General features: G+C 67.6%; 11 protein-coding genes. 8 read left to right on the top strand and 3 right to left on the bottom strand.

What is annotated here, in order from left to right; translation table 11 throughout:
- Positions 1-35 precede the first annotated feature (35 nt).
- Genes G6O54_RS07170 through G6O54_RS07155 form a run of 4 tightly spaced genes read left to right on the top strand, consistent with a single transcriptional unit; the run spans position 36 to position 4,675 of the window.
- On the top strand, positions 36-1,082 hold the full coding sequence (locus G6O54_RS07170; RefSeq protein ID WP_165222328.1) for a nucleoside hydrolase: 1,047 nt from the start codon (positions 36-38) through the stop codon (positions 1,080-1,082).
- Positions 1,079-2,095 (top strand): sugar ABC transporter substrate-binding protein, encoded by a 1,017-nt coding sequence (locus G6O54_RS07165; RefSeq protein WP_205678690.1) that lies wholly within the window; start codon positions 1,079-1,081, stop codon positions 2,093-2,095. The genes G6O54_RS07170 and G6O54_RS07165 overlap by 4 nt, the downstream gene beginning before the upstream one ends.
- 8 nt (positions 2,096-2,103) lie before the next feature.
- Entirely contained in the window at positions 2,104-3,678 is a 1,575-nt protein-coding gene (locus G6O54_RS07160) for a sugar ABC transporter ATP-binding protein (protein ID WP_165222325.1), read from the top strand.
- Positions 3,665-4,675: an ABC transporter permease gene (locus tag G6O54_RS07155; protein ID WP_165222322.1), complete on the top strand. Its 1,011-nt coding sequence runs from the start codon at positions 3,665-3,667 to the stop codon at positions 4,673-4,675. Before G6O54_RS07160 ends, G6O54_RS07155 begins: the two co-directional genes overlap by 14 nt.
- A gap of 5 nt (positions 4,676-4,680) precedes the next feature.
- On the opposite strand, the gene G6O54_RS07150 is transcribed toward G6O54_RS07155, so the two are convergent.
- Positions 4,681-6,516 (bottom strand): leucine-rich repeat domain-containing protein, encoded by a 1,836-nt coding sequence (locus G6O54_RS07150; protein WP_165222319.1) that lies wholly within the window; start codon positions 6,514-6,516, stop codon positions 4,681-4,683.
- Positions 6,517-6,799: 283 nt separating this feature from the next.
- Between G6O54_RS07150 and G6O54_RS07145 the strand changes: the two genes are divergently transcribed.
- The 4 genes from G6O54_RS07145 to G6O54_RS07130 all read left to right on the top strand — a co-directional run bounded on the left by G6O54_RS07145 (position 6,800) and on the right by G6O54_RS07130 (position 11,180).
- The gene (locus G6O54_RS07145) at positions 6,800-7,255 is read left to right on the top strand and encodes a DUF1569 domain-containing protein (protein ID WP_165222316.1); all 456 of its coding nucleotides are present in this window, start codon (positions 6,800-6,802) and stop codon (positions 7,253-7,255) included.
- Positions 7,256-7,470: 215 nt separating this feature from the next.
- On the top strand, positions 7,471-8,817 hold the full coding sequence (locus G6O54_RS07140; RefSeq protein WP_165222313.1) for a sulfatase-like hydrolase/transferase: 1,347 nt from the start codon (positions 7,471-7,473) through the stop codon (positions 8,815-8,817).
- Positions 8,818-8,928: 111 nt separating this feature from the next.
- Positions 8,929-9,417 carry a TIGR03067 domain-containing protein gene (locus tag G6O54_RS07135; RefSeq protein ID WP_165222310.1) on the top strand — a complete coding sequence of 163 codons (489 nt, stop codon included), beginning with the start codon at positions 8,929-8,931 and terminating at the stop codon, positions 9,415-9,417.
- Positions 9,418-9,809: 392 nt separating this feature from the next.
- Positions 9,810-11,180 (top strand): TolC family protein, encoded by a 1,371-nt coding sequence (locus G6O54_RS07130; RefSeq protein WP_165222307.1) that lies wholly within the window; start codon positions 9,810-9,812, stop codon positions 11,178-11,180.
- An 18-nt stretch (positions 11,181-11,198) separates the two neighbouring features.
- Here the strand turns inward: G6O54_RS07130 and G6O54_RS07125 are convergent, their stop codons facing one another.
- Together G6O54_RS07125 and glnA are read right to left on the bottom strand one after the other, a co-directional pair.
- On the bottom strand, positions 11,199-13,520 hold the full coding sequence (locus G6O54_RS07125) for a transglutaminase domain-containing protein (protein ID WP_165222304.1): 2,322 nt from the start codon (positions 13,518-13,520) through the stop codon (positions 11,199-11,201).
- 53 nt (positions 13,521-13,573) lie between these two features.
- Complete coding sequence (gene glnA, locus G6O54_RS07120) at positions 13,574-14,986, bottom strand: type I glutamate--ammonia ligase (protein ID WP_165222301.1); 1,413 nt, start codon at positions 14,984-14,986, stop codon at positions 13,574-13,576.
- Positions 14,987-15,090 lie beyond the last annotated feature (104 nt).

The raw sequence follows: 15,090 nt of genomic DNA, 5'->3' as shown, positions 1-15,090 counted from the left end.
CCTCCGAATGACCCTCGTGCGAGGTCCTCGAGCCCATGCGGTGGTTCCATGGTCTGGCCGCGTCGATCGCGGCCGTCTTGATGGCGGGATCCGCGGCCCCTGTCGCCGCCGCCGATCCCCCCGGCCTGATCTTCGACACGGATATGTGCGGGGACTGCGACGACGTCCTGGCGCTCTCGATGATCCACTCGCTCCAGTCCCGAGGCGCCTGCAAGCTGCTGGCGGTGACGGTGACCGTCGACAATGAGAAGGTCGCCCCGTTTGTCGACCTGGTGAACACCTTCTACGGTCACGGCGACATCCCCATCGGCGTCGTGGGCAAGGGTGGTGTGGTCGAGCAGGGGAAGTATCTCCCGCTCGTCGACGCCAAGGACGGGGACGGCAAGGACCGCTATCCGCACGACCTGAGATCCGGCAAGGACGCCCCTTCCGCGACGAAAGTCCTCCGCAAGGTCCTCGCCGGTCAACCCGATCAATCAGTCGTGATCGCGCAGGTCGGGTTCTCGACGAATCTCGCGAGGCTCCTCGCGTCCGGTCCCGATGACGACTCGCCGCTCTCGGGTGTGGAGCTCGTGAAGAAGAAGGTCAAGCTCCTCTCGCTGATGGCCGGCGCGTTCGTGCCGATCGACGGCAATGCCCACTTCGGCGAGTACAACGTCGCCCGCGACATCCCGAGCTGTCAGCAGCTCGTCGCCCAGTGGCCGACTCCCATGGTCTTCAGCGGTTTCGAGATCGGTATCGCCCTCCCCTACCCGTCCGAGAGCATCCTCCGCGACTTCGGCTACGTGAAGCACCATCCCGCCGCCGAGTCCTATATCCTCTACGAACCGCCGCCGCACAACCGACCGACCTGGGACCTGACCTCGGTCCTGTATGCGGTTCTCGGGGACCGGGGCTACTTCGACGTCTCGCCCAGAGGTAAGGTGACGGTCTCCGACAAGGCGGTGACGAGCTTCGCGCCCGACCCCGCGGGTCCGCATGCCTACCTGATCCTCAAGCCGGAGCAGCGGTCGCGGGTCGTCGAGGCCCTTGTTCAGCTATCCAGCCAGCCTCCCTGCATCATCGAGGGCCCACGGCCATGACCGCGACTCGAGCCACCAACCGGGCGACTCGCCTGCACTTGAGCCTCTTGCCGGTCGTCGCGCTGGCCCTGGCCCTCGCCGGCTGCGGGGCGGAAACCCCCACGGGCAATCCGCCGCCGGGGCTGAGTCCGACCGGAAAGAAGGAAGGCAGGCCGCGGATCGCCCTGATCATGAAGTCGCTGGCCAACGAGTTCTTCAAGACGATGGCCGACGGGGCCAGGCGGCACCAGGCCGATCACTCGTCGGAATACGAGCTGATCGTCAACGGGATCAAGGACGAACGCGACCTGAAGCGTCAGGTGGACCTCATCGAGGAGATGGTCGGCCAGGGGATGGACGCCATCGTCATCGCCCCGGCGGATTCCCGCGCCCTGGTCGCCGCCTGCAAGCATGCGCAGGAGGCCGGGATTGCGGTCATCAACATCGACAACAAGCTCGATTCACAGGTCCTGGAGGAGCAGAAGGTCAAGGTCCCGTTCGTCGGCCCGGACAATCGCGAGGGGGCCCGCAAGGTCGGCGAGTACCTGGCGACGAAGCTTCAGAAGGGCGACAAGGTCGGGATGCTCGAGGGGATCAAGACCGCATTCAACGGCCAGCAGCGGAAGCTCGGCTTCGAGGAGGCGATGAAGACGGCCGGCATCGAGATCGTCACGTCTCAGAGTGCCTCGTGGGAGATCGAGCCGGCCAACAAGATCGCCTCCGCCATGCTCAGCGAGCATCCCGAGATCAAGGCCCTGCTCTGCTGCAACGACTCGATGGCGCTCGGGGCCCTCGCGGCCGTCAAGGCGGCCGGCCGGGGCGGCCAGGTCCAGATCGTGGGCTATGACGGCATTTCGGCCGTCGAGTCCGCCATCCGGGAAGGGGCGATCCTGGCGACCATCAATCAGCACGCCGATCAGCTCGCGGTCTTCGGGATCGAGTACGCGATCCAGGTCCGGGAGGGGCAAGCCCCCCCGGCCGACAAGACGACGCCCGTGGACCTGGTGACGGCGGAGACCCTGAAGAAGCCCTGAGTCCCCCGATGCCGGAATCGACCCCCGAGCCGAATACGACCCTCGACCCGGTCCTCCGCCTGCGCGGCGTCGGCAAGACCTACGCGGCACCGGTGCTCCAGGACGTCTCCCTCGATCTCCTGTCGGGGGAGGTCCACGCCCTGATGGGGGCCAATGGTGCGGGCAAGAGCACCCTGTCGAAGATCATCAGCGGGATCGTCCGGCCCGACTCCGGCTCGATGGAGCTGTCCGGGGAGCCGTATCGTCCCGCCAGCAAGTCCGGCGCGGAGCGGCGGGGCGTTCAGATCGTCCAGCAGGAATTAACCCTCATCCCCACGCTCAGCGTCGGCGAGAATCTCTACCTCAACCGGCTCCCCGCGACCCTCGGGCTCGTCCGATTCGGGGCGCTCCGCGACAGTGCCGAGCAGGCCCTCAAGGCCGTCGGCCTGGATGGCCTGGACCCGGAAAGCCCGACCCACCATCTCGGGGTCGGCGAGCAGCAGCTCGTCGAGATCGCGCGGGCGCTCTCGCGCCCCTGCCGCGTCCTGATCCTGGACGAGCCGACCGCCGCGCTTTCGGCCCCCCAGGTCGAGCTGCTCTTCCACCACATCGAACGGCTGCGGCGAATGGGCGTGGCGATCGTCTACGTGAGCCATCGCCTGGAGGAGCTGCGGCGAATCTCCGATCGGATCACGGTCCTCCGCGACGGCCGGCTCGTGGCGACGCGTCCGGCGGCGAGCCTGAGCATCGACGAGGCGGTCCGGCTGATGGTCGGGACCAATCCCGCGAAGCAGGTGCAGCACCGGGCGCGGCCGATCGGGGGCGAGGTCCTCCGCGTCGAGGGACTGACCCGCGGCGAGCGCGTCCGCGACGTGAGCCTGACCCTCCATCGAGGCGAGGTCCTCGGGATCTCCGGCCTGGTCGGCTCGGGTCGGACGGAGCTGCTCCGCGCGATCTTCGGCGCGGATCGGCCGGATTCGGGCCGGCTCTTCCTCCGGGGCTCCAAGAAGCCGGCCCGCATCGGGTCACCCCGGCGGGCGACGCGCGCCGGGCTCGGCATGGTCCCCGAGGATCGCAAGGCCACCGGGTTGCTCCTGTCGTTGCCCGTGCGGACGAACCTCAGCCTGGCCTGCATGCGGCGATTCCTCGCGGCCGGGTTCTGGGTCCGGGCCCGGCGCGAGGCCGAGGCCTCGGGGGCCATGGCCGGCCGGGTGCAGCTCCGCTGCCACTCGCTCGAACAGCCCGTGAGCACGCTCAGCGGCGGCAATCAGCAGAAGGTGCTGATGGGGCGGTGGCTGCTCCGCGACCCGGACGTGATCCTCCTGGATGAGCCCACCCGCGGGATCGACGTCTCGGCCAAGTTCGCGATCTATCAGCTCGTCGAGGAGCTGGCCTCCGCCGGGAAGGGCATCCTCGTCGTCTCCAGCGAGGTCGAGGAGCTGATGCTGATTTGCGACCGCATCGCCGTCATGTCCGCCGGTCGGCTAGTCCGCACGTTCGAACGCGGCGAATGGACGGAGGAGAGCCTGCTGGCCGCGGCCTTCGAACACTACGCCGGCGCGAGCGCGGAGAGGCCGGGAGGAGCGTCCGATGAGGTCGAATAAGCCGGGTTTCAGGGCACGGTTTCGCGGACTCGGAGACGTCCTGGGGATGGTGGCCGTGCTCGCGGCCCTCGTGCTCCTCTTCGGCTTGCTCAGCAAGCACTTCCTCACGGCCCAGACCGCCCGGATGATCGCGAATCACACGGCGGACCTGACCGTGGTCGCGGTGGGGATGACCCTGGTCCTGGTCATCGGCGGGATCGACCTCTCGGTCGGCTCGGTACTGGCCCTCTCCGGCGTGGCGATCGGCATCGCGCTCGAGGACTGGAAGTGGGGGGTAACCGCGTCCATCCTGCTCGGCCTGGGCGTGGGGGGCGTCTGCGGGCTGATCAATGGACTGGTCACCGTTTACGGATCCATCCCGTCGTTCATCGTGACGCTGGGCATGCTCGAGGTGGCCCGGGGCGCCGCGTACCTGGTGACGGACTCGCAGACCAAGTACTTCGGGTCCCGGCTCGACGAGATCGCGCGGGCGGTCCCGGTCATCGGCGTCTCGCGGGCGTCCCTCGCCGCGGCCGTGCTCGTCGTGCTGGCCCACCTGCTCCTGACCCGGACGGTCCTTGGCCGCTACATGGTGGCGGTGGGGACGAATGAGGAGGCCGTGCGGCTCTCCGGCATCGATCCGAAGCCGATCAAGTTGATCCCGTTCGTGCTCTCGGGCCTGCTCGCCGGCCTGGGGGCGCTCTTCCAGGTGGCCCAGGTCACCACGGCCGACCCGAACGGTGCCGTGGGGATGGAGTTGGGAGCGATCGCGGCCGTCGTGATCGGCGGCACGAGCCTGATGGGGGGCCGGGGATCGGTCCTGAGGACCTTCCTGGGCGTCCTCATCATCGCCACGCTCCAGCAGGGGCTCGCCCAGATCGGCGCCTCGGAGCCATCCAAGCGGATGATCACCGGGGCGGTGATCGTGCTCGCCGTGCTCGTGGACGTCCATCGCGGCGAGTGGGGGAGGCGAATCTCGAGGCTCTGGGGCCACGGCCGCGAGCCATCCCGGTCCTGAGCCCGTCAGAGTGCGATGATCAGGCGAGGCAGCGCCTTGTGGAGGCGCACCAGTCCCTCTCCCGGCACGTCCATCGCGTTGAATTCGAGTCGTCGCAGGCCCTTCAGGAGCTCGAGCTGCCGGAGGTCGTCCTCCTGCACCCGGACGCCCGTGAGGGAAAGCTCCCTCAACTGGGCGCATCCCCGGATATGGACGAGCCACGAGCCGCGCGACTTCGGCGCCAGGATCCGCAGGCTGCGGAGGGCGGTCAGTCCGCGCAGCGAGTCCAGGCCGTCCCCCGCGATCGAAGGCGCATTCAGCCGCAGCGAGGTCAAGCCGGGCGGGGGATGGAACTGGGCAAGTCCCTCGTCGTCGAGGCCCTCGCACTCCAGGTCGAGCGTCCGCAGCTCCGGCAGCGACGCCAGGTGGGAAAGCCCCGCTCCCCGGATGCTGTACGCGTTCAGCGTGAGCGTCCGCAGGCTCGTCAGTCTCCCGAGGAAGGCGAGCCCCTCGTCGCGAAGGCCCGGCGCCTGGAGCGAGAGGGTCCGGAGGCGGGACAGGTTCCGCAGGCAGCTCAACCCGCGGTCATCCAGATTCAGCCCCGAAAGCGTGAGCGATTCGAGCTCGGCATGGGCGGCGAGTCCGGCGAGCCCGGCGCCCGTGGCCGAGCCGGAGTTCTCGGCGGTGAAATCCTCGATGGTCAGGTCCCGGAGCGAAGGCATCCCGCCCAGCACCTCGAGCCCCCTGTCCGAGAAGACGCCGTTGATCCGCAGCGTTCGCAGCGACTTCAGGCCCCGGAGATTCCTCAGGCCGTCATCGGACAGGTTCGGGCTCTCCACCAGGAGCACCTCGAGGTGGGGGAGCTTTCCGACCGATCCGAGGCCGCCATCCCGGACGGGCACCCCGCGAAGGTCCAGTGTCCGAAGCTCCGTCAGCCCGGCCAGGATGCCGATGCCCTCGTCCGTCGCGTTCGGACTATGGAGCGTCAAGCGTCGCAACTGTCGCATTTCTCGGAGATGGGCCAGCCCTGCGTCCGAACACGGCCAGGTCCCCAGATCCAGGGTCTCGAGCCCCGGGAGCTTCTCCAGCGCGACCATCCCCGGATCGGAGAGGCCCCGAATCGTGGAACGCGTCGCGATCCTGAGGCTTTTCAAATTCGGGAGCGATGGCATCCGGGAGATGCCGGCATCGGTGAGCGAGTCGCCGGGGATCTCGAGGTCCTTCAGGCTCGCCAGCCCGCTGAGGAATTCGAGCCCCGCACCCGTCAGCGTGCCGTTGCGTATCCTCAGGGTTTCAAGCCCCGTCAGGGATCCGAGGGCCGCGAGATCCTCGTCCTTCACGCCGTGCGAGTCAATGGTGAGCGCGCGAAGTAGCGGGAGGTTCCGGAACAGGACGAGGCTCGCGCCCTCGACATTGACGAGCGTCAACGTCTCGAGGCGAGGCGGAACCTCGAGCCGGGAGGCGGCCTCGCCCGGCCCCTCGGCCACCTCGATGCTGAGCTCGCGAAGCTCCGGGAGCTGCCCGAGTGACCGGAAGCAGGAGGCGCCGAGCCTCGGCCCCGTGATCTCCAGCTTCCTCAACCGAGGCAGCCGGGCCAGGCTGGCGATCCCCCAGCCCATCAGCACGTCGCTCCGGAATCGGATCGATTCCAGGTCCCGAAGTCGGACGAGCGCCGTCAGCCCGAGATCGGTGACGTCCTGGCAGGAGATCGATACCTCGCGCAGGCCCGGGAAATGCCGGAGGCGGATCAGGAAGGCATTGTTCACGCGCGGGCTGGAGAGCTCGATTCGAACGACCGGCCTGCCCGGCTTCGATTCGTCGCGCTCGATGACGCCCCCCTCTTCCTCGATTTCCGCGACCATGCGGTCGGCGGCATCGCCGGGCTCGCCCCCGCGCACGGCCGGCGTTGCCGCCATGCATGACAGGGCGAGTATCCCGAGGAAAGCGGCCCGGAACCGATCTCGCCCTCTTCGATCGCTCGATCCCATCCTCAACGCCCCGTGAACGCGTCGTCGATACCCGGGTTCGCGGCCCTTGCCAGCAGGGATCTTAACAAACCAACTCCCCTCCCTGCGCCGGCTCGCGTCATAATGGCCGTGGTCGGCCCGAGTTCTCATCGAATCCCAAGCCCATTGCGAGGACGCCATGACTCCAGGACGCAGGACGCTGAACTTCACCAGCCTGGACGAGATCATGCCGGAAGTCGAACGGCTCCAGAAAGGCTGTACGACCGTCGGGGCCTGGTCACTGGGGCAGATCTGTCAACACCTGGCGACTGTCGCGCGCCGGGTCGTCGACCACCCTGCCGTGGCCACGCCCGATACCTCGTTGTGGGTCTCGCCGGAGCAGAAGGCGAGCGTCTTTCGATCGCGTCAGATCCCCGAAGGACTCCCCGCCCCGAGCGAGGTCCTCCCCGGCGCCGAGGTCGACACGCCCCATGCGGTTGAGTCCCTCCGCTCCGCGATCGCCCACTTCCAGGCCTCCGATGGACCAAAAATCCCCCATCGCTTCTTCGGCTATCTCACTCGCGACGAGTGGGTGCAATTGCAATGCATCCACTGTGCCCATCACCTGAGCTTCCTCATCCCCGATGAGACCTGAGGTGCATCCGCTCCGTCCACTTCTTCGGACGCGCACGTGGATTCATCTCACCAATCCGATTTGGACCCCTTGCCATAAAACCTATTATCCTGGTAGGGATAATGTGATTTTACTCAAGTTCACCGTGCTCCAGCGACGAAAAAAGAGTTGTGAGGACGGGCGAAGCGTGCGAAACGCGGGGAATCGTCCCTCGCAAGTCCGTGCCGAGGTTCGAGATGAGAACGTTGCTGGGAAAATGGCAGGCGGCGGGCTGGGCCCTGTTGCTGGGACTCGCACCCCTTGTGAGCGAGGCCCGGGAGAAGGAAACCCGCCCGAATCTCCTCGTGATCCTCGCCGACGACCTGGGCTGGGGTGATGTCGGTTTCAACGGGCGGAAGGAGTGGGCCACTCCGAGCCTTGACCGATTGGCCAGCCGGGGCATGATCCTGAATCGATGCTATGCCGCGGCTCCGATCTGCGGACCGAGCCGCGCCTGCCTGTTGACCGGGAAATACTCCATCCACCATGGCGTCATCCGGAATGATCAGGACCTGCCCGCCGCGGAGGTGACGATTGCCGAGGCCCTGAGGGCGCGGGGTTATCGCAGCGCGCTCGTCGGCAAGTGGCAGCACGGCAAGCCGCGGCCCGGCCGCGAGGAGCCGGTCCATCCGCTCGACCAGGGATTCGACGAGTTCTTCGGCTATACCAACTCCTACGAGGCGATGGAGAAGTTCCCGACCACGCTCTGGGAAGGGCGGGATCATGTCGAGGTTTCCGGTTACATCGACGACCTGATCACCGATCGCGCGATCCGCTTCCTGGACGGGGTCAAGGGCGGTCCGTTCTTCCTGGACGTTTCTTACCTGGCTCCCCACTTTACGATCGCCGCGCCGGCGGACGAGGTGGCACGCCATGCCGGGAAATTCCCGGAGGCGAACTCCGCCTACCCTCTCAGTGCGACGTACGCCGCGATGGTGACGCGCCTGGACCGGAATATCGGCCGGCTGCTGGATGAGCTCGAGCGACGCGGCCTGGCGTCGAACACGCTCGTCGTCTTCGCCAGCGACAACGGTGCGACCTTCGAGTTCGCCTCTCAGGGGACGAGCGCCGCGCTCGACAGCAACCGGCCCCTCCGGGGCCAGAAGCGGACGCTCTGGGAGGGAGGGATCCGGATTCCCGCCGTGGTGAGCTGGCCCGGGCAGATCCCGGCCGGCAAGCCCTCGGACGAGGTCGTCAGCCTGGTCGATCTGATGCCGACCTTCCTGGCCGCGGCCGGCGCGTCGCTCGATCCGGCCTGGAAGCTCGATGGGGTGGATCTGCTGCCGGCCTTGGCCAGGGGGGGCCACGTCCCGTCACGGACCCTCTTCTGGGAATGGCGGCAGGAGAACGCGAACCAGCTCGCGGCGATCCGCGGAGACTTCAAGCTCCTGATCCAGAATGGCGGCAAGCCGGAACTCTACGACGTGGCGGCGGATGTCTCCGAGCGCCGCGACGTCTCGGCGATCTTCCCCCAGGTCGCGAAGGACCTGCGCGGGGAGCTCGATCGCTGGCTGGCCAGCGAGGATCCTCGGTGCAGGGAATGAACCCGACTCGGGCGAGATGATCTTCCTTTCATGCGGCGCCGGGGGGACACCGGCACAACTGAATGCGGTCCGGCCGGTGGACGGAATTCCCGGGATCGCGGGGAGAGAGTGATGAAGACCGCAATTTCGACCGTCGTGTTGTTCGCGAGCCTCGCAGTCTCGACCGCGTTCTCCGGCGAGGCGGTGCAGGGCGACCTCGCCCAGCTCCAGGGGCGATGGACGGCCATGGCCGGGGCCAAGAAGCAGGTTCAGGTCGTGATGACGATCCGCGATCGAGTCGTGACCGTGGACCTGAAGACGCCCACTGGCATGAACATCCAGGTCAAGGGGGAGCTGAGGGTGGACGAGACCACCTCCCCGAGGAGCCTGGACTGGACGAAGTTCGCGGGGCCGGACGATCAGCCGCTCCCGGAAATCGCCGCCGTCTACAAGGTGGAGCAGGACACGTTCACCGTCTGCAACGGCGGCTTCCTCGGCAAGCGTCCCAGGGAATTCAAGCCCGGCAACGGGGCCTTTGCGGACGTCGTGGTCTTCCGCCGCCTGACGAACGAGACCCAGGCGTCCCGAACGCCGGAAAAGCCCGCCGTGGCGGCCCGCTGAACGATGGCCCCGAGCCATCCAGTCGGCATGATCGGAAAACCATGAATCTCCGTCCCGGTTCGAGCCGATGTTGCGACGAGGATGACCGTTCAGAGGACGTGGGAGACCATCGCGACATGACGTCGGCCCGGCTCGGTCGCCTCGCCGGGAAGGCGCGGCCATGGATCCTCGGCCTTGCCCTGGCCGGCCGCGCCGAAACCGCGATGGCCCAATCGCAGGAGCCTGCGGGGCGTCAATCCGGGGGTGTGCTCCTCGAGTTCCCCAGCTTTGGCCCCGTCCCCGGCACCGATGACAATCGGATGGGGGGAAGCCCGGGAGCGATGGACGGAGGTTTCACGGCGCCGGAGGCCGGCATTATCGGCGGCAACCGGCGGGTGGGGCGAGTCCCTCGGATGAAGAAGCCGGCCCGCGTCGCCTCGGCGGCATCGCTGGGCCGCCCCGGCGGGATGCAGTTGCCCGCGGCCCTCCCGGGCACCGGAATCGCGCCGAGCTCGCCCGAGCAGACCGAGGCCGAGCTCACGACCATGGTCGACGACGAGGGGCCGCCGAACGGCCTTACGCTGGATGCCGCCATCGAGCGGATGATGGCCTCGAATCTCGACGTCATGGCCCTGAAGTACGAGATCCCCCAGGCCGACGCCGACATCCTCTCGGCGGGGCTTCGAACCAACCCGCTGATCTACTTCGACACCCAGTTCATCCCCTACAGCCGCTTCACGAACGCCCAGCCCGGCGGTCCCACCCAGTATGACATCAACATCACGTACCCCCTCGACGTGACCCACAAGAGGCAGGCCCGGATCCGGGTCGCGAAGTCGGCCAAGTCCGTGCTCGAGGCCCAGTTCCAGGACGTGATCCGCCGTCAGATCAACCTGCTCTGCAAGGCGTTCATCGACCTTCAGGCCGCCAGGATCAACGACATGGCCGCGGAGACCGCCGTCCGCGAGCAGCAGAAGGTCCTGGCCGAGGCCCGGAAGCGGGTCGCCGAGGGGAGCAAGGGGAAGGCCGAGGAGTCCGCCGAGCGGCTGGCCGTCACGCTCGACAAGGCCCGCGACGGCCTGCTCGAGGCGCGCGATGTGCTCAACGATGCCCAGGAGGCCGTCGCCGTCCTCATCGGTGCTCCGACAGAGGAAACCGAACGAATCATCCCGCGGGGCACGCTTCGGGACCACGGACCTCCCGCTCCCGCACTCGACGAGCTGCTCCGCCTGGCCCTCAACCATCGACCGGACCTCGTCGCCGCCAGGCGCGGGATCGGACGCGCCCAGGCCGAGATGGCCCTCCAGAAGGCGAATCGGCTTGATGATGTCTTCCTCTTCTACGACCCGTTCACGCTCCAGGACAACAGCCCCCAGGGGCTCCGGAGCACCACGTCCTGGGTGGCCGCCATCACCGTCCCGCTGCCGATCTATAACCGAAACCAGGGCAACATCGCACGGGCCCGGTGCAACCTGAACCAGACCCAGGTCGAGCTGGCCTCATTGGAACGGAGGGTGGCCTCCGAGGTCCGGCTCGCGGAGCGGGAATACCGGAGCTCGCGCGACCTCCTCGCCCGGACCGAGGGGACCACGCTCGCCAACCAGCACAAGCTCACGGTCCGGAACGCCAGGGCTTTCGCCCAGGGGAAGCTCAGCGAGGACGATTACCTGTCCCACCTCGAGGACGAGACCGAGGCCATCCGGAGCTTTCGAGAGGCGCTGATCCGCCACCGTCGGAGCATGGTCGACCTCAACGCCGCCGTCGGCGTTCGGCTCCTTCCATGAGCGGAATCCCAGGCTCACCTACGGTTTGACTTCGAGTCGGACGGGGGCCGAGAGCTCCGGGTCGCCTCGCTCCTCAATCCCCCGACAGTAAGTCCCCAGAGAGGGGACCGGCGTCTGCTCTCGAGGCGGGCCGTCGTTGAGCCGCACGGTGACCGGCTTGCCCGCATCCGGAGTGGGGCGGTCGAGCCAGACGAACAGCGGCGTCGGGCGGGAGGTATGAATGTCGATCGCATTCCCCTTCGCGGTCGCCTCGATCCGCGTGCCGTCTTTCGGCTCGGGGGATTCGAGCCAGTAGAATCGCCGGATGACGCTGTCCGACTGGACCCAGACCATCCGATCCGGCCGGGCATCGCGAGGCGGAGCCTTCAGGAGCTCTGCGACCTTGTCCCGGTCGGGGACGGAATGCCCGACGCCATCCTTCCACTCGAAGCCCCCTTCGAAGCCGCCGAGACGCTCTTTCCACGTCCTCCGCTGGGCTTCGAATTTCTGGCATCGATCCGCTCGACCGTGGGCGGTGTCCTTCGACCCGACCATGAACGTGAACCGCGTGTTCCGGAGGTTCTCTCCCATCGTCTCGCCGTCGGTCGGGGCCGAGGCGGAGGCGTGGACCGCCGCGAATCGATCGGGCGCCTTGGGGCCGATGACGAAGGCGCCGTAGCCGCCGTGCGACGCCCCGAGGATCGAGACCCGAGCGGGGTCGACATCGCCGAACAGGACGAACTGGAGGATCAGCCGCTCGACGAGCGGGACGATCGCGTCGTCGTAGAAGCCGTTCCACTCGTCGTTCGGCGCCCGGAGGGCCAGGTAGACGTAGCCTCCGGCCTCGGGATGGTCGCGGTAATACCGCTCGAACATGCTCTTCCACTGGCTGTCGTTCACCTCTTTCGGGGCGCCGCCGCCGCCGTGCATCGCGATGACCAGGGCCCACCCCTTCTCCGGCTTCGTCCCGACGTGACGCCAGAGGTAGGGGCTCGTCCGGTCGGGCGTGACGACCTTGCGCACATCGAACTCCTTCCGCAGCGCCTCGTGCACGGGCGAGGATCGATAGGCACGCCAGGCGGCCTCGCGGGACGATTCCTCGAACGGGACGTGAGCCAGCAGCGTGTCCGCGGTCGTTCTGCGGTCCGCGTCCGTGCCGAATCGGTCCTTCAGCAAGGCCTCGACCCGTTCCCGAGAGGCCGACGAGGCCGGACGATCGAGGTGCAGCGTCACGACCGGTTCCTTGCCCGGAGCGACGAAGGCGTAGGCGGATCGGCCCCCGGACCGCGCGGAGACGAGTACGGAGCCTTCCGGGGCGACCTCGGCCGTGAGACGGCGATTGACGTCCACGTCCGCTCCCAGGCTCATCCCCCGACACATGGAGCCGGCCGTCCGGGCATCGACGATCGAGACCTCGGCGGGGACGCGATGGCCCCCATCGAGCACGTCCACCGCCAGCGCAACCTTCCCGGCCGCCTCCTTGGGAGGGCTCACGCCCGGTTTTCGATAGCGTTCGGTGACGTTCTCGGCGTTCATCTTCACCAACGGCGCCCAGACCAGCGGAAAATGATCGCCGGTGGCACGGTAGGTGACCGCGAAGATGGCGTTCTCGGGCTTCTCCCGGATCGCACCACCGGCCTCGTTGGCGAACCAGGCGTGGTCGAGCCCCTTCTCGTCGGGCTCGGCGGCGCCGACGAAGTGCCAGCCATGGTCCCAGACCTCGACCCAGGTGTGGTTCCCCCCCCTGCCCGGCCACGCGGAGATCCCGGCCAGCCGGGCCGGAACCCCGACCGACCGGCAGGCTTCCACGAGCATGATGGAGAGCCCGGTGCAGGTGGCCATCCCCTGGGCGATCGACTCCCGGGAGCTCTGGTCGGTACGCAGCCGGCGCGTGTTGTACCGAACCTTCGTATCGTTGAAGAGCGCCCGATTGAGCACCTGGGCCGCCTCGCCCGTCGTCTTGCAGCCTTTGACCCGCGGCAGGTATGTCTCGAGCCACTCGGAGCGGATCGGCTCGCGCGGCTCGGTCACGCTGGCGTAGGGCAGGACGGCATCGAGGAAGACCTCCTCCGGGACTTCACCCGCCCAGGCCGACGCCGACCTGGCCCGGTACGCCAGCTCGATGTTCCTTGCCAGCTCGTCCGGCTTCATCGACTTGAGGTCGCGAAGGGGCATGTACCGGATCAGGTAGGCCGCCCCCGGGCGGCGGTCCGCTGGAACGGCGGCGAGCATCGCCTCCCATTCGGCCTTGCGGTCGGCAGCCCGGTCCAGCGATGTGGCGACCTCGCGGTCCCACCAGGCCGCCGGCCTGGCGTCGTCGAACGCCGAGACGGAGATGAGCAGCAAGAACGGCGCGATCATGGTGGATCCTCGTCGTTGGAGGCCGGGGCGAGCGGGGCTGAGGATTCGCGGGCTCAGATGTCGTAGTAGAGGGCGAACTCGTAGGGGTGGGGACGGACCCGGAGGGCGTCGATCTCGTTCGAGAACTTGTACCAGATCCAGGTATCGATCACGTCCGGGGTGAAGACGTCGCCCCGGAGCAGGAACTCGCTGTCGACGCGGAGGGCCTCCAGCGAAGCCTCGAGGGATTGGGGCGTGGTCGGCACGCGCGCCAGCTCCTCCGGCTTGAGGTCGTAGATGTCCTTGTCGAGGGGCTCGCCGGGCCGGATCTTGTTCTGGATGCCGTCGAGCATGGCCATGAGCATGGCCGAGAACAGGAGGTAGGGATTGGCCGCGCTGTCCGGGCAGCGATACTCGATCCGCCGACTCCGCGGGCTCGCCCCGCCCACGGGGATGCGGACGATCGCCGCGCGGTTCCGCCGGCTGTAAGAGACCTTCGTGGGCGCCTCGAAGCCCTCGATCAGCCGCTTGTAGCTGTTGGTCGTCGGGTTCGCGAACGCGCAAAGGGCCGGAGCGTGCTTGAGGAGCCCGCCGACCGCGCTCAGCCCCAGGTCGCTCAGGGTGCCGTAGCCGTTGCCGGGAAGGAGCGCCTCATCCCCCTTCCAGAAGCTGAGATGCGTGTGCATCCCGGAGCCGTTGTCGCCATAGAGTGGCTTGGGCATGAAGGTGGCGGTCTTGCCGCTGTTCCGGGCCACGTTGCGGATGATGTAGCGGGCCATCATGACCTGGTCGGCGCTCTCGACGAGGTCCTGGGGATTGAGGTCGATCTCGCACTGGCCGCCGGTGGCGACCTCGTGGAAATGGGCGGCGGTCGTGATACCGCACTCGGCCATCCTCTGGGCCATCTCGGTCCGCAGGTTGACCAGGCTGTCCGTCGGGGGGCAGGGGAAATAGCCGAGGCCGGATCCCGGCTTGTAGCCGAGATTCGGGCCCTCGGCTCGCCCTCGATTCCAGGCTCCCTCGACCGAATCGACGTGGTAATACGCCTCGTGTTGATTCTGGGCGTAGCGGACGTCGTCGAAGAGGAAGAACTCGAGCTCCGGCGCCAGCAGGCAGCGGTCGGCGACGCCCAGGCTCCGCATGTAGCTGACGGCCTTCCGCGCGATGTTCCTGGGATCGCGCGTATAATCCTGGTGCGTGATCGGGTCGTGGATGTTGCAGATCATCGTCAGCGTGGGCTGGGACGTGAACGGATCCACGAGCGCCGTCTCGGGCTGGGGGACGACCAGCAGGTCCGCCTCGTTGATCGCGCGCCAGCCCACCACGCTGGAGCCGTCGAAGGCGATCCCTTCCTCGAAGGTCTCTTCCGTCAGGGCGTCTGCGGGGATGGAGAAGTGTTGCCAGACGCCCGGGAAATCCATGAACCTCAGGTCGACCGTCGTCACCTCACGCTGCCGGATATGAGCCAGTACTTCTTTGGGAGTCACGCCCGATTGCTCCTCTGCCAACGCTCCGCGGCCATCCCCACCCTGCACCGGGTTCTTACTCGCAAGTTTACGATCTATCGGAGATTGCGTCGAGGGAGACGAGC

Origin of the sequence: Aquisphaera insulae (genome assembly GCF_011064615.1) — a bacterium.
GTDB classification, from domain to species: Bacteria; Planctomycetota; Planctomycetia; order Isosphaerales; family Isosphaeraceae; genus Aquisphaera; species Aquisphaera insulae.
Note: the sequence above shows the minus strand (reverse complement) of the source record. Positions and strands in the feature narration are given on the sequence as shown.

Excerpts from the sequence above, each read along its gene's own strand:
- G6O54_RS07170 (WP_165222328.1), top strand. The coding sequence starts at position 36 with ATGCGGTGGTTCCATGGTCTGGCCGCGTCGATCGCGGCCGTCTTGATG.
- G6O54_RS07165 (WP_205678690.1), top strand. The coding sequence starts at position 1,079 with ATGACCGCGACTCGAGCCACCAACCGGGCGACTCGCCTGCACTTGAGC.
- G6O54_RS07160 (WP_165222325.1), top strand. The coding sequence starts at position 2,104 with ATGCCGGAATCGACCCCCGAGCCGAATACGACCCTCGACCCGGTCCTC.
- G6O54_RS07155 (WP_165222322.1), top strand. The coding sequence starts at position 3,665 with ATGAGGTCGAATAAGCCGGGTTTCAGGGCACGGTTTCGCGGACTCGGA.
- G6O54_RS07150 (WP_165222319.1), bottom strand. The coding sequence starts at position 6,516 with ATGGTCGCGGAAATCGAGGAAGAGGGGGGCGTCATCGAGCGCGACGAA.
- G6O54_RS07145 (WP_165222316.1), top strand. The coding sequence starts at position 6,800 with ATGACTCCAGGACGCAGGACGCTGAACTTCACCAGCCTGGACGAGATC.
- G6O54_RS07140 (WP_165222313.1), top strand. The coding sequence starts at position 7,471 with ATGAGAACGTTGCTGGGAAAATGGCAGGCGGCGGGCTGGGCCCTGTTG.
- G6O54_RS07135 (WP_165222310.1), top strand. The coding sequence starts at position 8,929 with ATGAAGACCGCAATTTCGACCGTCGTGTTGTTCGCGAGCCTCGCAGTC.
- G6O54_RS07130 (WP_165222307.1), top strand. The coding sequence starts at position 9,810 with ATGAAGAAGCCGGCCCGCGTCGCCTCGGCGGCATCGCTGGGCCGCCCC.
- G6O54_RS07125 (WP_165222304.1), bottom strand. The coding sequence starts at position 13,520 with ATGATCGCGCCGTTCTTGCTGCTCATCTCCGTCTCGGCGTTCGACGAC.